The organism is Deinococcus murrayi DSM 11303, from assembly GCF_000482805.1.
Classification (GTDB): domain Bacteria; phylum Deinococcota; class Deinococci; order Deinococcales; family Deinococcaceae; genus Deinococcus; species Deinococcus murrayi.
On record NZ_AXWT01000024.1, the window covers coordinates 16739 to 38154 of the forward strand.

At 69.8% G+C, this 21416-nt stretch carries 22 protein-coding genes and 4 tRNA genes; 15 read left to right on the forward strand and 11 right to left on the reverse strand.

The features are described 5' to 3' along the window. Window positions 1–167: 167 nt before the first annotated feature. The 6 genes from H565_RS0106000 to mqnP all read right to left on the reverse strand — a co-directional run bounded on the left by H565_RS0106000 (window position 168) and on the right by mqnP (window position 4913). Window positions 168–1730: a sensor histidine kinase gene (locus tag H565_RS0106000; protein ID WP_027460246.1), complete on the reverse strand. Its 1563-nt coding sequence runs from the start codon at window positions 1728–1730 to the stop codon at window positions 168–170. Window positions 1731–1823: 93 nt separating this feature from the next. Beyond that, complete coding sequence (locus tag H565_RS0106005; protein WP_010887388.1) at window positions 1824–2501, reverse strand: response regulator transcription factor; 678 nt, start codon at window positions 2499–2501, stop codon at window positions 1824–1826. A gap of 45 nt (window positions 2502–2546) precedes the next feature. After that, window positions 2547–3140, reverse strand: a complete 594-nt coding sequence (locus H565_RS0106010; RefSeq protein ID WP_027460247.1) for an adenylate/guanylate cyclase domain-containing protein — start codon at window positions 3138–3140, stop codon at window positions 2547–2549. A gap of 87 nt (window positions 3141–3227) precedes the next feature. Next, entirely contained in the window at window positions 3228–3671 is a 444-nt protein-coding gene (locus H565_RS0106015) for a hypothetical protein (RefSeq protein WP_027460248.1), read from the reverse strand. Window positions 3672–3693: 22 nt separating this feature from the next. After that, a complete protein-coding gene (locus H565_RS0106020) occupies window positions 3694–4047 on the reverse strand; it encodes a hypothetical protein (RefSeq protein ID WP_027460249.1) in 354 nt (117 codons plus the stop codon). After that, on the reverse strand, window positions 4029–4913 hold the full coding sequence (gene mqnP / locus H565_RS0106025) for a menaquinone biosynthesis prenyltransferase MqnP (RefSeq protein WP_027460250.1): 885 nt from the start codon (window positions 4911–4913) through the stop codon (window positions 4029–4031). The genes H565_RS0106020 and mqnP overlap by 19 nt, the downstream gene beginning before the upstream one ends. A 91-nt stretch (window positions 4914–5004) precedes the next feature. On the opposite strand from mqnP, the gene H565_RS0106030 reads away from it, so the two are divergent. From H565_RS0106030 to H565_RS0106040, 3 genes are all read left to right on the forward strand, one after another. Beyond that, window positions 5005–5081: transfer RNA gene (locus H565_RS0106030), tRNA-Pro, on the forward strand. Window positions 5082–5120: 39 nt separating this feature from the next. Further along, window positions 5121–5194 (forward strand) — tRNA-Gly (locus H565_RS0106035). Between the two features lie 48 nt (window positions 5195–5242). Then, a tRNA-Arg gene (locus H565_RS0106040) sits at window positions 5243–5319 on the forward strand. 216 nt (window positions 5320–5535) lie between these two features. Here H565_RS0106040 and H565_RS0106045 read toward each other — a convergent pair. Then, window positions 5536–5958 carry a hypothetical protein gene (locus tag H565_RS0106045; protein WP_027460251.1) on the reverse strand — a complete coding sequence of 141 codons (423 nt, stop codon included), beginning with the start codon at window positions 5956–5958 and terminating at the stop codon, window positions 5536–5538. A 91-nt stretch (window positions 5959–6049) separates the two neighbouring features. On the opposite strand from H565_RS0106045, the gene H565_RS0106050 reads away from it, so the two are divergent. The 4 genes from H565_RS0106050 to H565_RS0106065 all read left to right on the forward strand — a co-directional run bounded on the left by H565_RS0106050 (window position 6050) and on the right by H565_RS0106065 (window position 9376). Next, complete coding sequence (locus H565_RS0106050; RefSeq protein WP_027460252.1) at window positions 6050–6538, forward strand: hypothetical protein; 489 nt, start codon at window positions 6050–6052, stop codon at window positions 6536–6538. A 40-nt stretch (window positions 6539–6578) separates the two neighbouring features. Continuing rightward, complete coding sequence (gene hemW / locus H565_RS14485; RefSeq protein WP_034408564.1) at window positions 6579–7724, forward strand: radical SAM family heme chaperone HemW; 1146 nt, start codon at window positions 6579–6581, stop codon at window positions 7722–7724. An 83-nt stretch (window positions 7725–7807) separates the two neighbouring features. Continuing rightward, the gene (gene lpdA / locus H565_RS0106060) at window positions 7808–9211 is read left to right on the forward strand and encodes a dihydrolipoyl dehydrogenase (protein WP_027460253.1); all 1404 of its coding nucleotides are present in this window, start codon (window positions 7808–7810) and stop codon (window positions 9209–9211) included. An 88-nt stretch (window positions 9212–9299) separates the two neighbouring features. Next, window positions 9300–9376: transfer RNA gene (locus tag H565_RS0106065), tRNA-Arg, on the forward strand. A gap of 201 nt (window positions 9377–9577) precedes the next feature. Here H565_RS0106065 and H565_RS0106070 read toward each other — a convergent pair. Beyond that, window positions 9578–10405, reverse strand: coding sequence for a peptidoglycan-binding domain-containing protein (locus H565_RS0106070; protein ID WP_027460254.1), 828 nt, complete (start codon window positions 10403–10405; stop codon window positions 9578–9580). Between the two features lie 96 nt (window positions 10406–10501). Here H565_RS0106070 and trmH point away from each other — a divergent pair, with 96 nt between their 5' ends. The 3 genes from trmH (at window position 10502) to H565_RS0106085 (ending at window position 13357) form a co-directional block, all read left to right on the forward strand. After that, the gene (gene trmH / locus H565_RS0106075) at window positions 10502–11200 is read left to right on the forward strand and encodes a tRNA (guanosine(18)-2'-O)-methyltransferase TrmH (RefSeq protein ID WP_027460255.1); all 699 of its coding nucleotides are present in this window, start codon (window positions 10502–10504) and stop codon (window positions 11198–11200) included. Window positions 11201–11212: 12 nt separating this feature from the next. After that, a complete protein-coding gene (locus tag H565_RS0106080) occupies window positions 11213–12031 on the forward strand; it encodes a TerC family protein (RefSeq protein ID WP_027460256.1) in 819 nt (272 codons plus the stop codon). Window positions 12032–12112: 81 nt separating this feature from the next. Further along, complete coding sequence (locus H565_RS0106085) at window positions 12113–13357, forward strand: 2,3-bisphosphoglycerate-independent phosphoglycerate mutase (RefSeq protein ID WP_027460257.1); 1245 nt, start codon at window positions 12113–12115, stop codon at window positions 13355–13357. Between the two features lie 155 nt (window positions 13358–13512). Here the strand turns inward: H565_RS0106085 and groL are convergent, their stop codons facing one another. Beyond that, a complete protein-coding gene (gene groL / locus H565_RS0106090; RefSeq protein ID WP_027460258.1) occupies window positions 13513–15156 on the reverse strand; it encodes a chaperonin GroEL in 1644 nt (547 codons plus the stop codon). A 121-nt stretch (window positions 15157–15277) separates the two neighbouring features. Beyond that, on the reverse strand, window positions 15278–15565 hold the full coding sequence (gene groES / locus H565_RS0106095; RefSeq protein WP_027460259.1) for a co-chaperone GroES: 288 nt from the start codon (window positions 15563–15565) through the stop codon (window positions 15278–15280). A 248-nt stretch (window positions 15566–15813) separates the two neighbouring features. On the opposite strand from groES, the gene H565_RS0106100 reads away from it, so the two are divergent. Both H565_RS0106100 and H565_RS0106105 read left to right on the forward strand, forming a co-directional pair. Then, on the forward strand, window positions 15814–16419 hold the full coding sequence (locus H565_RS0106100) for a diguanylate cyclase (protein ID WP_027460260.1): 606 nt from the start codon (window positions 15814–15816) through the stop codon (window positions 16417–16419). A 192-nt stretch (window positions 16420–16611) separates the two neighbouring features. Further along, window positions 16612–17211 (forward strand): histidine phosphatase family protein, encoded by a 600-nt coding sequence (locus tag H565_RS0106105; protein WP_027460261.1) that lies wholly within the window; start codon window positions 16612–16614, stop codon window positions 17209–17211. Between the two features lie 10 nt (window positions 17212–17221). Here the strand turns inward: H565_RS0106105 and H565_RS0106110 are convergent, their stop codons facing one another. Beyond that, a complete protein-coding gene (locus H565_RS0106110; protein WP_027460262.1) occupies window positions 17222–17740 on the reverse strand; it encodes a M23 family metallopeptidase in 519 nt (172 codons plus the stop codon). 72 nt (window positions 17741–17812) lie between these two features. Between H565_RS0106110 and H565_RS0106115 the strand changes: the two genes are divergently transcribed. Genes H565_RS0106115 through H565_RS0106125 form a run of 3 tightly spaced genes read left to right on the forward strand, consistent with a single transcriptional unit; the run spans window position 17813 to window position 21280 of the window. Beyond that, the gene (locus H565_RS0106115; protein ID WP_027460263.1) at window positions 17813–18736 is read left to right on the forward strand and encodes an RluA family pseudouridine synthase; all 924 of its coding nucleotides are present in this window, start codon (window positions 17813–17815) and stop codon (window positions 18734–18736) included. A 31-nt stretch (window positions 18737–18767) separates the two neighbouring features. Continuing rightward, the gene (locus tag H565_RS0106120) at window positions 18768–20048 is read left to right on the forward strand and encodes a M16 family metallopeptidase (protein WP_027460264.1); all 1281 of its coding nucleotides are present in this window, start codon (window positions 18768–18770) and stop codon (window positions 20046–20048) included. Then, the gene (locus H565_RS0106125) at window positions 20045–21280 is read left to right on the forward strand and encodes a M16 family metallopeptidase (RefSeq protein WP_027460265.1); all 1236 of its coding nucleotides are present in this window, start codon (window positions 20045–20047) and stop codon (window positions 21278–21280) included. The genes H565_RS0106120 and H565_RS0106125 overlap by 4 nt, the downstream gene beginning before the upstream one ends. Window positions 21281–21416: the final 136 nt, after the last annotated feature.

Here is a 21416-nt window from a genome sequence, read left to right on the forward strand (position 1 = left end):
CATTGCCCTTTTAGCCTGCCACAGAACCGGGGGCCTTCGGCTTCGCCGCCCTACCGGGCGGGTGCCGCTAGACCCCGGTTTGCAAACCGGGGCATGCGCGTCACTTTCTGTCAGCGGTCAGCGGGAAGGGGGCGGCGGGGGCCTCCCTCGGCCCGCCCGCTGGACCCTCACGGCACGTCGCCTTCCTCCAGCCCCGGCCCGTCCCCCACCGGAAGCTGCACGTGGGCGACCGTCCCCCGCCCGACCTCGCTCTCCAGCCAGATGCGCCCGCCGTGGGCGTCCACGATGCCTTTGGCGATGCTCAGGCCCAGGCCAGCCCCGCCCGCGTCGCGGCTGCGGCTGTCTTCCACCCGGTAGAAGCGGTCAAAGAGGCGAGAAAGATGCTCCGGCGGGATGCCGGGGCCATCGTCGGCCACGCTCAGGCGCACCTCGCGGCCCCCGTCTTGCGCGGTGCTCGTCAGGGTGACGGTGCTGGCCCCGGCCTTGAGCGCGTTGCCCACCAGGTTGATCAGGACTTGCTTGAGGCGGTCGGGGTCGCCCTCAAAGGGGACTTCCTCGCCCGTGACGCGCAGCTCGGTGCCCTGGGCCTGGGCGAGGGGCGCGAGTTCGCGGGCCACCTCGCCCAGAAAGAGGGTCGAGAGGATGGGTTGGCGGGTGAGGGTGAGTGCTCCGCTGTCCGAGCGGGCGAGTTCCAGCAAGCTCGCAATCAGGTTGGTGAGGCGCTCGGACTCGGACCGAATGATGTTGAGGCTCTCGCGCTGCTGCCCGGTGGGGTTGGTGCGCCGCAGCAGGTAGCCCGCGTGCCCGCTGATCGCCGTGACGGGGGTGCGCAGCTCGTGGCTGGCGTCCGAGGTAAAGCGGCGCTGCGCCTCGAAGCTGGCTTGCAGCCGCGCCAGCATGGCATTGAGGGCCTGCGCGAGGGCTTCGACCTCGTCGCCGGTGGGCGGCACGGGTACCCGCTCATCCAGGTTCTGCCCGCCGATGCCCTCTGCCGCTTGGCGCACCTCCCGCAGGGGACGCAGCGCTCGGCCCGCCAGCACGTAAGCGCCCAGCGCCGCCGCGAGCAGCCCCAGCAGGCTGAGGGCCAACACCCCCCGCTGCAACTGCGCCAGGGTCCGCAGGGCCGGGTCGAGCCGCCGCCCGATGTAGGCAATGGCGAGATTGGGCGGCGCACCGGGGTCGAGTTGCAGCGGTCCCAACACCACCAAAAAGCGGTGGGGGCGGCTCACCTCGGTGTAGGGGTCACGCACCTCCCGGTCGACCAGGAGGCGCCCGTTCGGGGACCCGATGAGGCGGGCAAGTTCCTCGTCGGAAAGCCGCACGGCGTTGTCTTCGCTCATGCGGATGAACTGACGGCGGCTGCTCGCCTGGCTGCGGACGAAGTTCAGGAGTTGCCGCCGCGCCTGAGGGCTTTGCGCTTGGGCAAACGCCTCTTGCAGCGAGGTCAGGTCGTAGGTGGGGAGTTCCTCGACCTGAATGGCGTCGTCCGGAAAGAGGTAGACCGCCCGTGGCAAAATCCCCGCCGCGTCCCGTTCCTCGGAGGTCGAGGGGTCTTTGAGGTTGAGGCCCGGCACCACGTCCCGCAGCAGCAGGTACGAGTTGTTGAGTTCCCGCGCCAGGTTGCCCAGCAGGCTGCCCCGGATGGTGAGAAACCCCGCGACCGACACCGCCGCGAGCACCAGGGCCACCAGGGCGGTATAGAACACGGTCAGCCGCCAACGCAGGCTCATGACTGCACCTCCAGGGGGCAGAACGGAAGCGGGCCGGGCGCGTCAGGCCTTCCTGACGTGCCCGGCAGTGTCGGTGCGCCACGCCCGCGCCGCTTACTCCTCGCGCAGGACGTACCCCACCCCGCGCACCGTGTGAATAAGCCGCCGTTCACCGCCCTCTTCGAGCTTGCGGCGCAGGTAACCGATGTACACGTCGACGACGTTGCTGCCCCCGGTGTATTCGGGCCAGACTTTCTCCTCGATTTCGAAGCGGGAAAAGACCTTGCCGGGGTTGCGGGCGAGCAGCTCCAGCAGCTCAAACTCTTTGGCCGAGAGTTCGACCCGCCGCCCTCCCCGGAAGATTTCGCGCCCGTCGAGGTTCATCACCAGGTCGGCGACCCGCACTTCGCCGGTGACGGCAGGGTTGACTCGGCGCAGGTGAGCGCGGACACGGGCCAGCAGTTCCTCGATGGAAAAGGGCTTGATAAGGTAGTCGTCGGCTCCCGAATCCAGGCCTTCGACCTTGTCCTGAATGCCGTCTTTGGCCGTCAGAATGATGATGGGCGTGTTGCTGGTTTTGCGGATGCGCCGAGCAACTTCCAGGCCGTCAAGGACAGGGAGCATCAGGTCGAGAATGACGAGGTCCGGGTTGACCTCCCGAAACTTGCTCAGGCCGGTCACGCCGTCGAACGCCACTTCGGTGGCGTACCCTTCGGCGGCCAGCTCCAGTTCGATGAAGCGGGCGATGTCTTTTTCGTCCTCAATGACGAGGACCAGGGGCTTGCGTTCCATGCGGTCAGTCTATGAACCGTTCTCATGAGAAGACGGCCCGACCGCTTAACCAGTTTTCATGGGGGTGACGCGCGCGCTGGGGGCCAGGACCCGGTAAGCGCGACATTCGGGACCGAAGCCGCGCAGGGGAGGAAGAGTCCGGGGCACGCAGGGGAGGGCCGCGCTCAGCAGCCCTACGGCGTCGGCACAGATGAGGGTTTCACCCGGCTCTGCCACGTCGCATAGCCGCCGGGCGTAGTTGACGGGGAGGCCGTAGGCGCTGGGTTGCCCGCCCACCACGCCCGTGATGACCTCGCCAACCGCTATGCCCAACCGCAACTGAAGCTGCAGCCCCAGCGACGCGGCGAGGCCCAGGCTTCCGGCCCGCTCATGGGCCTCGCCCGCTGCACAAAGGGCCTGCGCGGTCGCCTCGGCAGGCCAGAGGGCCAGCACCGCGTCCCCCTGGTGCTGCAAGACCCGCCCGCCGCGCAGCTCAAAACTCAGCATCAGCACCTGCACCAGCTCGGCCATCAGCGCGGTGTAGGTGCCCAGCGGCAGGGCGTGGGCGATGGCCGTGCTGCCCACCAGGTCTGCAAGCACCAAGCACGCCTGCTCCGGCACGGCAGGCTCGGCAGGCAACGGCAGCAGCAGGTGCGTCATGGCTCGCTTCCCACTATGCCCCAGCCCTCCGCTTTGGGTAAAGACCCACCCCCCTCACATGGCTTTCTCACCCCCTTTGGGGTGAGGTCAGGGCAAGGGAGGCAGGAAGCCGTGGAGGGGAGGCAGCGTGCGAAAAGCCACCCAGTCGCCCGGCTGGGCGGGGGGCAGGGGAATGAAGCTTCCCAGCACGAGGGGCACCCGCGCCCGCACCACCCAGTTGAGGCGCCCTACCTGCAGGAGCACGCCCTGTCCCGCGACAGCGGAGACTCCCACAACATCCAGCCGCTCGGCTGGCTCCTCGTGCTCTGTCAGGAGCTGGGTGCCGTCCGGGTCGAGCAGGCCGTGGATGATGAAGCGGGCCGGGCCGGGCCGGGCCGCGTAGGGACCGCTGCGGTCAAAGAGATAGAGCACCCGGCCCCCCGCCGCAAACTCCAGCAGCGGGCTGCCCTCGCGTCCAGGATAGAGCACGCCCTCGGCGGCGTAGGGCGCGTAGGTGGCTGCAAACTCAGTTTCTGAACTCTCCAGCGTCAAGCTTCGCCCCTCCCCCCACCCTTCACGAAGGGGATTCTAGGGCCTGGGCCGCTTCCGGAGGGCCGCTGTCTTGGCCTTCTGGGTCCGCGCCTTCGCTCAGCCACTCCAGGCCGGGGCGGGGGAGGCCCGCCGCGTCGAGCACGGGGTCGGCCCGCTCCAGCGCAAAGGTCCCCTCGACCTCCCGCAGCAGGTGAATGAGCACCAGCCCGCACAGCCGCTCCAGCACGGCCCAGCGCAGGCTTCCCGCTTCTTCCCGCGCTTGAGCACGGCGCAACTCGGTGAGAGCACGGCGCTCCTCGCCGTCCCGAAAGGCCTGGGCCGCGGCGGGCGGCACCGCCTCCCCCAGGGCGAGGCCCCTCAGGTCAGCGTGCGCCACGTCACGTCCAGGATGACCCCCGCCAGCATGGTGAGGGCCAGCCACATGTTGGCGTCAAAGAAAGCCACATTGACGCGGCTGAGGTCCTGGGGATCGACGATGCGGTGTTCGTAGAGCAGGATGCCCCCCATCACCAGGGCCGCGAGGAAGTACCAGAAGCTCGCGCCTGTCGCGACCCCCACCGCGAGCAGCAGCGCGAAGGTGAGGGCGTGGCTGAGGGCGGCAATTCGCAGGGCGCGGGGAATGCCGAAGCGGGCGGGAATGCTCTGGATGCCGTGGGCGCGGTCAAAGCGCTCGTCGAGGGTGGCATAGAGAACGTCCAGCCCGACCATCCAAAAGAGGACGACCGCCCACAGCAGCCACGCACCGGGCGCGAACTCGCCCGTCACTGCAATCCAGCCGCCTGCCGCCGCCGCTCCGTCGGTGACCCCTAGCCATACGTGACACAGCCAGGTGTAGCGCTTGGTGTACGGGTACCCAATCAGGAAGAGGACCGCCAGCGGCATCAGCGCGAGGCACAGGGGATTGAGCTGCGCCGCCGCGAAGGCCAGCACCGCGAGGCTGATGACCACCAGCCCCCAGGCCTGGGCCGGACTCACCTTGCCGCTCGGAATCTCACGGCCCGCCGTGCGCGGGTTGCGGGCGTCAATGAAGCGGTCAATGACCCGATTGGCCGCCATTGCCGCCGTGCGCGCTGCGGCCATCGCCACGGTGACCCACAGCAGCACGTCCCAGCCGGGCCAGCCCGTGCCCTGCTCCTGCATGCTCGCCAGCAGCATTCCCGCATAAGCGAAGGGCAGCGCGAACACGGTGTGCTCGAACTTCACGAGGTCGAGATAGGTTTTCAAGCGGGCCGCCGCGTTCACAGCCTCCCAGCATACTCCGCGGCGAGCCTTTCCCTCTGGACAGGGCCGCCCCCTTCTTTGCTATCATGCGGCCCGCGCAGGCGAAGCAGGACGAGGCGTAGCGCAGGCCGGTAGCGCACTTGGTTTGGGACCAAGGGGTCGCTGGTTCGAATCCAGTCGCCTCGACCATTTCTCCTCCGGGAGAGGCACGCACGCGCAAGCAGGTGAGCGGGATTGGTGTAGTGGTAGCACAGCAGCCTTCCAAGCTTCTGGCCTCGGTTCGAATCCGTGATCCCGCTCCAGATTTGAGCCTCCCCCGCGGAGGCTTTTTTTATCCCCACCCCAAGTCTGCACCCTTAGCTCAGTTGGATAGAGCAACCGCCTTCTAAGCGGTCGGTCGTAGGTTCGAGTCCTACAGGGTGCGCCACCGAATCCCCCGTCTCTGACGGGGCTTTTCTTTTGTCCATGGCCTACCGTCTGGGCCGCTGAGGATGGGGGGTCAACTCTCTGTCAAATGTCACACCCTCGCCCGCTCGGAGATTGGGGCAGCGCTGGGGTGGGTCTCGCCGCCCGGAACCCGTTTTCTCCTCCCCACTTTGCTCGGATGAGGGGCTTACCTGTCAACCTCTCCATCGGAGTCCGTCTAAGTCGGCTGGGGCGCGAAGACGATTCCCTCTCCCACAAAGGCCACGCCGCTCGGTTCCTGGGCGTCGGGCACGAAGGCGAGACGGCTCTCCAGGCCAAACTCGGCCCGGCCCACATTCAGACGCAGCAAGGCCATGAGGAGGTCAGCGTAAAAGGTCCCCTCGTCGCGTTCTTCTTCCAGCTTCGCCTCGGCAGGGAGGGCCGCCGCCCGCCGCAGCCGGGGCAGGTCGTCTGGGTGCGCCCAGGTCAGGTGGAGGGCGGTGGGGCGGGCCACGCCGCCCGCGCCCAGGGTCAGGGACCCCGTCTCTCCGGCGCGGGCGCGCAGGCTGAGGACGCCGTGCCGGGCCATCACGCCGCGCAGTTCGCGCAGCAGGGGTGCCGCCAGGGCGGAGGCCAGAGGCTGGAGGGATTCGGTGCTCACCCCCCGACTGTAACAAACGCGGGCACTCGTTCCCGGTCTGTCCTGCCAGCGCCGCAAAACGGTTGGGGACGCGCCCGCTATCCTGGCTCCCATGAACTGCACCCGCATCTGGACCGACCTTTACGGCTCGGCCTGCGCCCTGTTTGAGGGCCGGGCGGGGGGCCACCGCTGGCTGGTCGCCGCCCCCCCGGAGTCGGCCCGCGAGCTGCCCACCGCGCTGGGGGCCGTAGACGGTAAGGGTGAGGTCCGCCTGCTTGTGCACGAGGGCCTGACGCCCCTGCTCGCGGCTCTGGGGGAAGGGCGGGTGCGTGGGGCCGTGGTCGTCGGAGAGCGGGCGCTGTCCGCCGGGCCAGAGGTCATCCTGCCGGAGCGGACGGTGGAGGATGGGGGCGGCGTTGTCTACCGCGAGGGCGGTTCCTTCCCGGCCTGGACGGCGGCCCTGGACCTCGGCGGCGCGGCGGGCGAGTGTCCCGCCGCGAGCGCCGCTGCGTCGCTGGGTGTGCCCGTTGTGGTGGCTCCGCCGCAGGGGGTGCGGGCTGCCCTGGAAGCCTGGATGGACGCCACCCCGCACGGGCGGTAGGCCCCCAATCCGCCTCCCGCCCACCGCGTACCCTGCCCCTGTGCCCGCCCTCGACCCCACCGTTCGCCATCTCTACGTTCATGTCCCCTTCTGCCCCACCATCTGCCCCTACTGCGACTTTCACGTTTTGACGCGGCGGGCCGGACTGGTCGAGCGGTACCTGGAGCGGCTGGAGGAGGAATCGGCATGGTTGGCGGGCGCGTACGCGGTCGACCTCGATACCGTTTATATCGGCGGTGGCACCCCCAGCTTCCTGCGCGACGCGGAGTTGACGGGGCTGGTGGAGAGCGTGCGCCGTCACCTGGGCTGGGGACGTGCCGAGAACACCCTGGAGATCAACCCCGGCACGGTCAGCCCGGCGCGGGCGGCTCTGTGGCGTGACCTCGGCTTTGACCGCGCCTCGGTGGGCGTGCAGAGCCTCGATAACGCCACCCTGAAGTTTCTGGGCCGCCAGCACGATGCCCGGCAGGCGCGGGAGGCGGTCACGACCCTGGTGGGGGCGGGCTTTCGCGTCAGCGGCGACCTCATCACGGCGGTGCCGGGGCAACCGCTGGAGGCCGATATTCGCGGCCTCGTCGAGCTGGGGGTGGGGCACGTCAGCGCCTACACCCTGACGGTCGAGCCGGGCACCGAGTTCGCCCGCCGGGGCGTGACGGTGGAGGAGGAGGACGAGCGCCGGGGCTTCGAGGAGACGGAAGCCTGCCTGACGGCCCTCGGTTTTTCCCGCTACGAAATCAGCAACTACGCCCGCCCCGGCCAGGAGTCGCGCCACAACCTTGCTTACTGGGAGGGGCGCACCTACCTGGGGCTGGGGCCGGGGGCGGCGGGGCATTACCCGGCGGCTCCGGGAGAAGCCGCCCTCACCCTGCGCCGCACCAATCCCCATCTCCACGACTGGCTCGTGGGCGGGCAGGGCGAGGCGGAGGCGGTCTTGCCGGAGGATTACGTGACCGACGCCCTCTTTATGGGGCTGCGGCTGCGGGCGGGCCTCGACCTGGCCGACCTCTCGCGCCGCAGCGGGGTGGACGTGCGGACCCGCTACGCCGCTCCCATCGCCGCGAACGTGGCCCGTGGCCTGCTCGCCCTGGAAGGCGACCGGCTGCGGGCCACGCCGGGGGGCTGGTGGGTCCTCAACCGGGTGGTGACGGACTTCCTGGAGGCGGAGCGTCCCGCCTGCCCGGACTGACCAGCCGCGCTGATGGCTGCCCGCACTCTGACTTTCGGCGGCGGGGGCGGGCGTGCCTGCGGGGGGGCAGTAGACTACCCTCCATGACCAAGCAGATGGATTTTGATGTGCTCGTGATTGGGGCCGGGCCGGGCGGCTACCACGCGGCGATTCGGGCAGCGCAACTCGGCCTTAAGGTGGCCTGCGCCGAGCGCGACTCGGTGGGTGGGGTGTGCCTCAACGTGGGCTGCATCCCCACCAAGGCGCTGCTGCACGCGGGCGAGCAGATGGCGGCGGCCCGCCACGCCGCCGAGTTTGGCCTCTCCTTTGGCGAACAGACCCTCGATATTGCCAAGCTCAACGGCTGGAAAGACGGCATCGTCAAGAAGCTCACGGGCGGCGTGAGTAGCCTTTTTAAGGCCAATAGGGTGACGCACCTGAAGGGCCACGCTTCTTTCGTGGATGAGCATACCGTGAAGGTCGGCGACCAGACCTACACGGCGGCGAACATCATCATCGCCACCGGGTCGGAACCCGCCCGCTTGCCGGGCATCGAGGTCGACCAAGAGCGCATCGTGGACTCGACTGGGGCGCTCGTCGTGCCGGACCCCATCCCGGCGCGGATGCTGTGCGTGGGGGGCGGCGTCATCAGCTTCGAGTTCGCGCACGTCTACAACAACCTCGGCTCCAAGGTCCGCATCATCGAGTTCCTGCCCACCATCATCCCCGGCGCGGACGCCGACGCCGCCCGCGAGTTCGGCAAGGCGATGAAAAAGCAGGGCATCGAGTTCGAGACCGAAACGAAAGCCAACTCCGCCGTGAAAAAGGACGACGGCATTCACGTCGAAATCGAGAACGTCAAGACCGGAGAAAAGCGGGTGGAGGTCTTTGACCGGGTGCTCGTGGCGGTGGGCCGCCGTCCCCGCACCGACGGCCTGAACGCGCAGGCGGCGGGCGTGCACGTCACCGACCGAGGCTTTATCCCCGCCGACGCGCAGCAGCGCACCAACGTGGGGCACATCTACGCCATCGGCGACGTGGCGAGCAACCCCATGCTGGCCCACAAGGCAATGAAAGAAGGCCTCGTCGCCGCCGAGGTCATCGCCGGGAAGCCCGCCGCGCAGGATGCGGTCGCCATCCCCGGCGTGGTGTACACCTCGCCCGAACTCGCCTGGGTGGGCCTGACCGAGGCCGAAGCCAAGGAAAAGGGTTACGAGGTCAAGACCGGCGTCTTCCCCCTCTCGGCGTCGGGCCGGGCGATGACTTTGCAGCAGACCGACGGCTTCGTGAAGATGGTCGTCGAAAAGGACACCGACCTGCTCCTCGGCGTGCACATCGTGGGGCCGCACGCCTCCGACATGCTGGGCGAGGCCAGCCTCGCGCTGGAGATGGCTGCGACCGCCACCGACATCGCCCTCACCATCCACGCCCATCCCACCCTGGGCGAGACGGTGCTGGAGGCCGCCGAAGCCGTTCACAAACAGGCGATTCACATCATGAACCGCTAAGGCGGGCAGGAAGGGGGGGGAGGGCGTCTTCCGCGTCCGCCCCCCTGCTATACTCTGGCCCGCGCCGAGGCGCACGTTCTGCCGCTCCGCACTCGTAGCTCAGTTGGATAGAGCGGCCCCCTCCTAAGGGGCAGGCCACTGGTTCGAATCCAGTCGAGTGCACCACCCCGCCTGCCCCCCCGCTCCCCGCTCCCCAGGCCGGACCGGGGGGACGCGCATGAAGGCTCCCCCATGGCCGCCAAATCAGCTTCGCATCTGCCCCCCGCACACTGAGGGTGTCTCACAACACAACCCGACCGGGTGAAGTCGGGTCCTGCGCTCCCGACTCTGTGCGGGAGCTTTTTTCGGCAGCGGGGGGCGGCCTTCTCAGGGCAGGGCGATGCTGCTGGCGGGGAAGGGCTTGGCCTCCTCGCTAAAGAGGCGGTCCCAGGTGGCGCGGTCCACTGTGCCCGTGACTGGGAGGCCGTTGGCGGCTTGGAAGGCCCGCACCGTGGCCGCCGTGACCGGGCCGTACCAACCGTCGCCGCGCCCGCCACCACTGGGACGGGTGAGGGCAATCAAGCGGTCTTGGACGGCGCGGACATCTGCCCCGTTGAGGCGCTGGGCTTGCAGGCGCAGGCTGCGGGTGAAGGGGACTGGGGCGAGCGAACGGGGCGCGGGCGTCGCAGCCGGGGCCGGGCGGGGGGTTGGGGTGGGCTGCGCAGCGGGGGCGCTGCGGGCGCGGGCAGCCGGAGCTGGCGGGGGCGTCTGTGCCTGAGGCGTCACTGTCACGGCGGGCTTGGCAGGCTCGGCCTGGGGGGTGGCTTGGCCCCCCGCGCTCTGCGGCGGCAGGTCGAGATACAGCAGCGACCCGGCGCGGCCTTCGGGGTCAGGCTGCACGCGCAGATACACGTAGCCGCCGGGGGTGCGGACCCAGTTGTAGACGCTGCGCTGCCCGTCGCGGCTGCGCCACACCCCGTAGAGGTCGCCCCCCAGCGCCGCGCTGAGCTGGCCGCGCACCGCTTCGACGCTGCCCGCGGCCCCCACACATTGCTTGTCCGGGGTGCCCACCCGCGAGAAGCTGGCCGGACAGGTTCGCAACACGCCGCCCAGCGCTTCGGCGGCGCGGGTCGCGGCCCGGCTCACGTCCCGCCCGGTTGGGGCGGTGAGGGCAGCAGAGGTCAGCAGGGCGGCAAGCGGGAGGGCAACCTTCATACCCCCAGTGCTAGCACCCGCGAGCTGACCGGGCCTGAGGGCTGGGCCGCGGGGGGTTGAGCGGGGCTTGAGCACCGTGCGCTAGCCTCTGGCCCGATGACGCCCGAACGCTACCAAAAGATTCTGCGGGTGCTGCGGCGGCGCCAGCCCACGCTGACCGTGCTGATGGACGAGGTCCATAAGCCCCACAACCTCTCGGCCATCGTGCGGACCTGCGACGCGGTGGGCGTGCTTGAAGCCCACGCGGTGCCCCCCAAGGGCGGGCAGCTCGCCACCTTTGAGGGGCACACCTACGCCGCCACTTCCGGCAGCGCCCACAAGTGGGTGCCGGTGCGGTCTCACCCGGACGCGCTGGGGGCGGTGCGGGCCTTGCAGGGCCGGGGCTTTCAGGTCCTCGCCACCCACCTCTCACAGCGCAGCGTGGACTACCGCGACCCCGACTACACCCGCCCGACCTGCGTGCTGCTGGGGGCCGAGAAGTGGGGCGTTTCCGACGAGGCCGCCGACGCCGCCGACGCCAACATCGTCATTCCGATGTACGGGATGGTCCAGAGCCTCAACGTGTCGGTGGCCGCCGCGACCATCCTCTTCGAGGCCCAGCGTCAGCGCCTGCTGGCGGGCATGTACGACGCGCCGCAGCTTGCGCCGGAGGACCTGGCCCGTCTCGCCTTCGAGTGGGCCTACCCGGACCTCGCGCCGAGCTACCGCGAGCGGGGCGAACCCTACCCGGCGCTGGATGAGACGGGGCAAATCGTGGGCCAGCCCCCTTCTGCGGGCGGCCCTGCGGAACGCTAGACTGCCCTGTTTATGTTCAACCTCGAACTGCCGCCCTTTAACGCCGAGACCTGGGCGATTCTCGGCACCCTGCTGCTGCTCGAAGGCCTGCTCTCGGCGGACAACGCCCTTGTCTTGGCGGTCATGGTGCGGCACCTGGGGGGTGACCTCGCCCGCAAGGCCCTCGCCTACGGCATCGGCGGGGCGGTGGTGCTGCGCATTCTGGGGGTGCTGCTGGCCTCCTACGTGCTGGAGTACTGGTGGCTGCGGGCCTTTGGTGCCCTCTACCTCGCCTACCTCGCCATCAGCCACTTCACCAAGGGGGGCCACGGCGAAGACGAGGCCGCCGCCAATGCGAAGGGCCGGGGCTTTTGGGCCACCGTGGTGCTGCTCAACCTCACCGACCTCGCCTTCTCCGTGGATTCCATCTTGGCGGGGGTGGCGCTCATCCCGCGCGATATGCCGCGCGAGCAGGGCCTCACCATCGTGGTCATCGGCGGCGTGATGGGCCTCATCCTGATGCGGATTGCGGCAACCCTCTTTCTCAAGTTGCTCAATCGCTACCCGGCCCTCGACAACGTGGCCTACGCGCTGGTGGGCTGGATTGCCGTCAAGCTCGGCGTAGAGACGCTGGAGGCCGCCCACGAGCACTTTGCTTGGGTGCCCACCCTCCATATGCCCCAGCCCGTGTTCTGGGGGGTGATGGCCGTCATCGCGGGGATGGGAACCTACCTCGCCACCCGCCAGCCCGCTATGAGTGAGGCGCGGGCCGAGCGCAAGGCGGAGGCCATCGTGGGCGAACTCGACGCCACCGTCGCCGACGCCGCCGACGGGCGCATCGACGGGCGCTGACGCGCACACCTGCCGCCGGGGGGCCGCCTTCCCACCGGGGGGCGGCCCCCCGCACGTGCCCGGCGGTCTAGAGTGAGCGCTATGAGCGACCTGATGGAGACCATTCGCCACATCGCCAAGAAGACCGACAGCAAGATTCTGATGGTCGTGCTCGACGGGGTAGGGGGCCTGCCCCTGACTGTGAACGGAGACACCGAACTGGCCGCGGCCACCACGCCGAACCTCGACGCGCTGGCGCTGGAATCGCAACTCGGCCAGGTCGAACTGGTGGGGGCGGGCATCACGCCGGGGAGTGGTCCCGGCCACCTCAGCCTCTTCGGGTACGACCCGCTGCGCTATGTGGTGGGGCGCGGGGCGCTCTCGGCGGTGGGCATCGGCGTGCGCCTGCGGGCCGGGGACGTGGCCGTACGCGGCAACTTCGCCACCCTGGGGCCGGACCGGGTGATTGTGGACCGCCGCGCCGGACGCCCCAGCGACGAGAAGAATGCCGAGACCGTGGCGCGGCTGCGGGCGGCCATCCCGGAGATTGACGGCACTCCGGTCGAGATTTACACCGAGTCCGAACACCGCTTTGTGGTGGTCTTCCGCTCGCAGGGGGTGGACGAGGCCGGGCAGGGCCTGGGCGCGAACCTCAGCGACGTGGACCCGCAGGTCACGGGCGTGCCCCCGCAGGTTGCCGAGGCGGGCGACCCCACCAGCGAGCGCACGGCCTTCCTCGTCAACGAGTTTGTGGCCCGCGCTGAGACCGCCTTGCGGGGCGAGTCGCAGGTCAACGGGGTGCTCTTCCGGGGGTACAGCGACGTGCCGCACTTTCCGTCTTTCCCCGACACTTACGGGCTGCGGGCGGCCTGCATCGCCTCTTACCCGATGTACAAGGGGCTGGCCAGCCTCGTCGGGATGGACGTGCTGGAGGTGCAGGGTGAGGAAGATGCGCTGGAAGGCAAGGTTGCCGCGCTTGCCGCGCACTGGGCCGACTATGACTTCTTCTACTTCCACGTCAAGAAGACCGACTCGGCGGGAGAAGACGGCGACTTCGGGGCCAAGGTCAAAAAGATTGAGCTGTTTGACGCCCTGCTGCCCCGACTGCGCGAGCTGCGGCCCGACGTGCTGTGCATCGTGGGCGACCACTCCACCCCCAGCAAGCTGGGCAGCCACTCCTGGCACCCGGTGCCCCTGCTGATTCACAGCCCCTACGGACGTAAGGACCTGGCCGCCCGCTATACCGAAGAAGAAGCGGGGAGGGGCAGCCTGGGCCTGCGCCGGGGCACCGACGTGATGCCGCTCTTGATGGCCAACGCGCTGAAGCTCAACAAGTACGGGGCGTAGAGAAGCGGCCAGCAGCCAGCTTCCGGCTGCCAGCAACCTGCCAGCAACAAGGGTCGGGGCAGCCCCCTCGCTCGCCCCGACCAAAACAGAAAAAGCCGGGGCATGGTTTCCCCGGCTTCTGGCCGCTGGTCGCTGGCCACTGTCAGCTTGTTCTGTTAGAAATCCATCCCGCCCATGTCGCCGCCGCCCATGCCGCCCGCGGGAGCGGCCTTTTCCTTCTCCGGCTTGTCGGAGACGATGGCCTCGGTGGTCAGGATAAGCGCACCGATGGAAGCGGCGTTCTGCAGGGCCGTGCGGGTGACCTTGGCGGGGTCGACGATGCCCGCAGCGACCATGTCCTCGACGTACTCGCCCGTCGCGGCGTTGAAGCCGAAGCGGGGCTTGTCAGAGTTGATCACCGCGTTCACGATGACGCTGCCTTCCTCGCCCGCGTTGACAGCAATCTGGCGGGCAGGCTCTTCCAGGGCGCGCATCAGGATGCGGGCACCGGTCGCTTCGTCGCCTTCCAGCCCCTCGGCGACCTTGCGGACCGCGGGAATGATGCGCAGCAGGGTGGTGCCGCCCCCCGCGACGATGCCTTCCTCGACCGCCGAGCGGGCGGTGGAGAGGGCGTCCTCGTAGCGGTGCTTCTTCTCCTTGAGTTCGGTTTCGGTGGCCGCGCCGACGCGAATCACGGCCACGCCGCCCGCCAGCTTGGCGAGGCGCTCCTGGAGCTTCTCGCGGGCATAGTCGGAGTCGGTGCTTTCCAGCTCAGCCTTGATGGCGTTCACGCGGGCGTCAATGTCGGCCTGGTTGCCCATGCCGTCGATGATCGTCGTCTCATCCTTGGTGATGCGGATGCGCTTGGCGCGGCCCAGCATGTCCATCGTGACGTTTTCCAACTTGTGGCCGAGGTCCTCGGAGACGACCTGACCCCCGGTCACGGCGGCAATGTCGCGCAGCATCTCCTTGCGGCGGTCGCCGAAGCCCGGAGCCTTGACGGCGGCGATGTTCAGGGTGCCGCGCAGCTTGTTCACGACCAGCGTCGCGAGCGCTTCGCCCTCCACGTCCTCCGCGATGATGAGGAGGGGACGGCCCGTCTGGGCGACCTTCTCCAGCACGGGGAGCAGGTCCTTGAGGGCGCTAATCTTCTTCTCGTTGATCAGGATGTAGGCGTCTTCGAGGACGGCTTCCATCGTGTCGGGGCTGGTGATGAAGTAGGGGCTGATGTAGCCCTTGTCAAACTGCATCCCTTCCACGACATCAACTTCGGTGTCGAAGCCTTTGCTCTCTTCGATGGTGATGACGCCTTCCTTGCCGACCTTGTCCATCGCGCTCGCGATTTCCTGGCCGACCTGCTCGTCATTCGCCGAAATGCCCGCGACCTTCTTAATCGCGTCGCTGTCTTCGACGGGAACGGCGAGCTTCTTGATTTCCTCGATGGCAGCGGCGACGGCCTTGTCGATGCCGCGCTTCAGGGCGAGGGGGTTAGCGCCCGCCGCCACGTTGCGCAGACCTTCTTTCACGACGGCCTGGCCCAGCACGGTGGCGGTGGTGGTGCCGTCACCCGTAATGTCGTTCGTCTTGGAAGCGACTTCCTTCAGAAGCTGGGCACCGATGTTTTCGAGCTTGTCTTCCAGCTCGATTTCCTTGGCGACGGTCACGCCGTCTTTGGTAATCGTGGGCGAGCCAAACTTCTTCTCGATGACCACGTTGCGGCCACGCGGCCCCAGGGTCACCTTGACGGCGTTGGCGACGGCATTGACGCCGCGCTCCAGGCTACGACGGGCGGATTCATCGAACACGAGTTGTTTGGGCATGAGGGGTCTCCTTGGAAAGGGCAGCCAGCCGTCAGCGGCCAGCAGCCAGCTCAAAATGCAACGCTTTGGGCCTCCGCGACCGCGCTTCTAGCTGAAACCTGGAAGATGGCCGCTGGAAGCTTTACTCCACGATGGCCAGAATGTCGCGTTCGCTGAGGATGGAGTAGTTCTTGCCTTCGAGGCTGACTTCGGTGCCGCCGTACTTGGCGAAGTACACGGTGTCGCCTTCCTTGATGTCCAGCGGCACGCGGGTTCCGTTGTCGAGCAGCTTGCCATTGCCGACGGCGATGACCTTCCCACGCTGGCTCTTTTCCTTAGCGGTATCGGGCACGTACAGGCCCCCGGCGGTCTTCTGCTCGGCTTCTTCAATGATTTCGACGAGGACACGGTCGCCTAATGGTTTGAGCATGAATGAACCTCCTGGAACTGAGATGGCGTTGGGGCGACGTCCGCCCAGAAGGGCGGTTTTCGCCGTTCCAGGCGGAATCCTAGTCGCCTACGCTCAACAATGTCAACACCCTGAGAACAACAATCTGAGTGAGGTCGGCTCAAGGTCGACCCAGAGGGCAGAAACGTGGCACGCTGTGTTAAGCTGGCAGAGCAACGTATATACATTATGGGTCTTTACGTTGCCCATGTTATCCCTGGAGCTTCGCCATGCCCCGCCCCGACATCCTGACCCGCTCCGCCTTCGAGGCTGCCTTTGAGGAGCTGCGCGGCGCTCCGGTCACCCTGGCCCTGCTTGACCTCGACCACTTCAAAACGCTCAACGACGCGCTGGGACACACCGAGGGCGACCGGGTGTTGCGCGGGGTTGAGCGGCTGCTCGCCGGGAGCCTCCCCACCGGGAGCGTCATCGGGCGGCTGGGGGGCGACGAATACGCGGTTCTCCTGCCCGAAACGGCTCCGGAAACAGCGCTGATTCTCTTTGACGAGGTGATTCGGCACTTCCACATCCACCGCGACCCCCACTGGCCGCGTACCTTGGGCCTGAGCGTGGGTCTGGCCGCCCGCCCGGCCCACGCCCACACCTTCGCCGACCTCTCTCGCGCCGCCGACGAGGCCCTGCTGCGGGCCAAGCGCGAGGGCCGGGGCCGGGCTTGCATTTACGTCGAGAGCAAGATGGTCCTCAAATCCAACTACTACCCCAAAAGCCAACTGGAACGCCTCTCCAAGCTGTCGGGCGCGCTGGGCCGCACCGAGGCCAGCCTCTTGCGGGAAGCGCTGGATGACCTCGTGGAGAAGTACCGGGGGGAGCTGTGAGAGGCGCGTGTGGCCTGTTGCTTGTGGCTGGTGGACGAGCGTCGGCGATGGCTTCTGCTGCGGCCTTTCTCCTCCAGGTTACAGGCCACGTGCCACAAGCCTGCGCGAGGCCTTCTTCGCCCACCCGCGCCTGCTCTGCACCGAGGTCCGCGTGAGCCGCCGCGAGAATGTCCTGCTGGTGACGAGGACCGCGTGACCTTCCGTCTCACCCTGTTGCGGCATGGCCGCAGCCGCGCCGACGACGAGGGGGTCCACGAGGGCCGCTACGATTCCCCGCTCACGGACGTGGGCCGTGCCCAGGCGAGGGCACTCGCGGCGCACTGGCAGGCCCACCCGCCCGGTTTCGACCGGGTATACGCTTCAACGCTGGTCCGGGCGCACGAGACGGCGAGCCTGGTAGCGGGGGCGCTAGGGCTGCCCGTCACCCCGGCCCCACTGCTGAGGGAATGGGACAACGGCCCACTGGCGGGCCTCCCGCGTGAGGAGGCGCAGGAACGCTTTCCCCTGCCCAGCTTCCGCCACGACCTCTCGCCCCTCACCCGTGAGGGCGGCGAGTCGCAGGCGGCCATCCGCGCCCGCGCCCTGCTCGCGCTGGAGCAGCTCTGGCAGGGCGGGGGAGAACACGCCCTCGTCGTGTCGCACGGGGGGTTCCTGAACTCCCTGCTGCGCGAGCTGACTGGCGGGCACCGGGCCTGGTTCCGCTTCGGGGACACGGCCTTCGCCACGGTCGAACTCTCGCGGGAGAGTCACACGGCGCTGGTGACGGGGGTGAACCTGACGCCGCACCTCTGACTGCTGGCCGCTACTCCTGGCGCAGCAGCGGATACGGGTTGATTGCGCCGCCTGGCCCGTAAATCCCGTAATGCAGGTGCGGTGGCGTGCCCTGCGCGTTGCCGCTGTCGCCCACGTAGCCCACCACGTCCCCGGCCTCGACCCAGTCGCCTTCCCCCAGGTCCTCGCGGTAACGCTCCAGGTGGGCGTAGTAGTGCCGCTGTCCGCCCGGCCCCAGAATCATCACCGTGCGCCCGCCCAGGCGGTTTTCGCCCACGTTGACGACCACGCCCGGCGTCGTGGACCGAATGGGGGTGCCGCGGGGGGCGAAGATGTCGACCCCCTCGTGCCGCCGCCCCTCCGAGCGGGCCGCGCCCCAGGTGTCCACCAAGGACTGGCCGGGCAGCGGGTTGGGCAGGCTGCCCTCGGTCGGCGTGGGGGCGGCGAGCAGGGCCGAGTAGCGCCGGGCGTTTTCCAAGTACGGCCACAGCAGGGAAGCGGCCCCGGCGAGCACAGCGAGCATCAGCAGGAAGCGGAGGACACGGCGCACGTCCCCAGCATGGCGGCCTGCTCCCGCCCGCAGAGCGCCCCAGGGCACGGTCGGGGGGTTACCCTTTCTCTCATGCCGCTCAACTCCGGCCACGTCCACCGCGAGCGCGTCCCCGCCTGGGCGCGGGGCCTGAGCGTGCTGGCTTACCTCGTGCGGGCACACGGGCACTCAGACGAGGCGACGTGGCGTTCCCGGCTGGCGGCGGGCGAGGTGCGGCTGGACGGGAAAACAGCCCACGGCGGGGAGGAACTGCGCCCTGGCGGGCACCTCGACTGGCACCGCCCCCCCTGGGAGGAGGAGGCCGTGCCCCTCGACTTCGCGGTCGTCCACGAGGATGCGGCCCTCCTCGCGGTCGCCAAGCCCTCTGGCCTGCCTACCCTGCCGGGCGGCGGCTTTCTGGAGGGCACCCTGCTGACCGGGGTGCGGCGGCGCTGGCCGGGGGCGCGGCCCCTGCACCGGCTGGGGCGCGGCACGTCGGGATTGGTGCTGTTCGCCCTCACCCCTGAAGCCGCGGCGGCCCTCGCGCGGGCGTGGCGGGCGGGCGAGGTGGGCAAGGGTTACCGGGCGCTGGGCGCGGGCCACCCCGACTGGGAGGAACGGGCGCTCACGACGCCGGTCGGCCCGGTGCCCCACCCCCGGCTGGGCACGGTGTACGCGGCGAGCGCGTTCGGCAAACCGTCCCTCAGCGTGGCGCGGGTGCTGGAGCGGCGCTCCGGGGCCACCCTCTTCGAGGTCGACCTGCACACCGGGCGGCCCCACCAGATTCGCATTCACCTCGCGGCGGCGGGGCATCCCCTCCTGGGCGACCCCCTCTACGCCCCCGGCGGCCTGCCCCGCGCGGACAACCCCGGCCTCCCCGGCGACCTCGGCTACCTCCTGCACGCCGAGCGGCTGACCCTGGCCCACCCGCTGACGGGCGAGCGCTTGACCCTGCGGGCGGGGCCTCCGGCGGCGCTGCGGCGGGCGGGAGAGGAAGACTGCGACCCTGGCTCCTAGCCTCCCCCGGCCCAGCCGCTACACTCCCCCGGTGAGTTCTTCCGCCGCCCCTTCCACCCACGTCTGGACCCTGGATTCCGGCCTGACGGTCGCCTTCGAGCGCCGCCGGGGGCCGGGCTTTGCCTTCGACCTGCGGATTCCGGTGGGGAGCGCTCACGACCCGCGCGGGAGGGAGGGGGCGGCGGGCGTGCTCGAAGAGTGGCTCTCCAAGGGGGCCGGGGGCCGGGACGCCCGCGCCCTGGGGGACGCCTTCGATGACCTTGGCGTGCGCCGGGGCGGGGGGGTAGGGCCGGAGGCGACCCGCGTAAGCCTGAGCGGGCTGCTGGGCGACCTGCCCGCCGCGCTGGGCCTCGCCGCCGACCTCGTGCTGCGGCCCCACCTGCCGCCGGAGGAACTCCCCACCCTGACCGACCTCGCCCGGCAGGACCTCGAAGCGCTGGAGGAAAGCCCCCCCGACCGCCTCGCGGTGGAAGCGCGGCGGGTGGCCTTTGCGCCCGACCCCGCCTCGCCCTACGCGGGCTACGTCCACCCCGCGAGCGGCACGCGGGAGGGCCTCGCGCGGCTGACGGTGGAGGGCTTGCGTGCCTTTCATGCCGGGTATCCGGCGCGGGGCAGCGTGCTGGGAGTTGTGGCGGACGCCGAGCCGGAGGAGGTGCGCCGCCTCGCGCAGGGGGCCTTCGCGGGCTGGGAGGGGGGGGAAGCGCGGGTCGTCCCCGCCCGCTTTGTGCCCGGTGCCCGCGCCCACGTCCTGCACCCGGAGGCCGAGCAGACCCACCTCAGTGTGACGGCCCCCGGCGCAGCGCCCCTCAGCCCCGACTGGCTGCGCTGGCAGCTCGCGCTGACGGCGCTGTCGGGCGGGAGCGCGAGCCGCCTCTTTCACGCGGTGCGCGAGGAACGGGGGCTGGCCTACAGCGTGGGGGCCTCGCCCGTGGTGCTGGGGGGCGGGGGCTTCCTGAGCGTCTATGCGGGCAGCACGCCCGACCGCGCCCCGGAGACGCTGGCGGTCCTCCTCGCGGAGCTGGGCCGCCTGCGGGCCGGGCTGGAGGGGGCCGAGTTCGGGCGGGCACGCCGGGGCCTCCTCGCCGGGGTGGTCTTCGGGGCCGAAAGCCTGCGCTCGCGGGCGGCGGGCCTCACCCGCGACCTCGCTCTCTTTGGCCGGGTGCGGCCTCCCGCCGAGCTGCGGGCGGCGCTGCTTGCCCTCACCCTGGAGGAGGTCAACTCTTTCCTCGCCGGATACGACCCCCTCGCCGGGGCGACGGTGGTCACCCTGGGGCCGGGGGCAGCGGACCAGGGCACCGGGGAGGCCGCGTGACCCGGCGTGAGCGGCTGCCGAACGGCCTGACCCTCCTCCTCGACCCCGATGAGGCCGCCGAGACGGTCGCGGCGGGCTATTTCGTGGCGACCGGGGCGCGGGAGGAACGCCCCACCGAACTCGGCGCGTCGCACTTCCTCGAACACCTGATGTTCAAGGGGTCCGAATCCGTCCCCGCCGCCGAGCTGAACGCCCGCCTCGACGACCTCGGCGGGCACGCCAACGCCTTTACCGGAGAAGAAGCGACCGTCTACCACGCCGCGACCCTGCCGGAGCAGGGGCCGGAGCTGCTGGGGACCCTGACCGAGCTGCTGCGCCCCGCCCTGCGCCCGGCGGACATCGAGGCCGAGCGCGGGGTCATCCTGGAAGAAATCGCCATGTACGCCGAGCAGCCCGCCGTGCGGGTGGCCGACGCGCTGCGGGCCGACTACTGGGGGGGGCACGGGCTGGGCCACCCCATCCTGGGCACGCCGGAGACGGTGGGCGGGCTGACGCGCGAGGTGCTCGTTCGTAACTGGCAGGAGCGCTACGGGGCGGGGCGGGTCACCCTGGTCGTGACCGGAGCCTTTGACCCGGACGCGGTGGCGGCCTGGGCGGGGCGGGAACTCGCGAGCTGGCCGGGCGGCCCCCCGGCTCCGGCCCCCGCCCCCGCCGCGCCGCGTCACCCCGGCACCTTCCGCTTTCTGCCCGATGAGAACCTCAGCCGGGTGCAGGCGGCCTTTGCCCTCCCTGGCCTGCCCGCCCGTCACCCCCTGCGGGAGGCGGCGGCGGTGCTCGCCGAGCTGGTGGGCGGCGAGAACGGCGACCTGTACTGGGCGCTGCTGGACAGCGGCCTCTGTGACAGCGCGGACCTCGCGCACCTCGATTACACCGACGCGGGCGTGTTCGAGGGCGGCTTCTCCTGCGACCCGGAGCGCTTCGCGCAGGCGCACGCCACCTTCCTGGAGGTGCTGCGCCGCGCCGGGGAGGGCCTGACGCCAGAGCGGGTGCGCCGCGCCGCCCGCAAGCTGGCGGTGTCCACCCTGCTGCGGGCCGAGACGCCGGGGGGCCGCCTCTTTGCGCTGGGGATGGACTGGCTCGCGCTGGGCGAGGCCCTGACGACGGATGAGCAGGTGGCTCGCTTCGGGCGCGTGACCCTGGAGGACGTGCGGGCAGTTTTGCGGCTGTGCCCGCTTGCCGGGGCAACGGGGGTGGGCCTGGGACCGGGGGGCCACCCCGCCCCCCGGCGGTGAGGGTGACATGAGTAACATTTGTGCGACGCTCAGGCAGGTCTTATAGTGCGGTCACCGACGGAACGATGAACGTGGAAGCGAACGGGGTTCGCGCTCTCTGGGCAGGCCTCCATCCTCCCGCTCTCCATTCACGTTT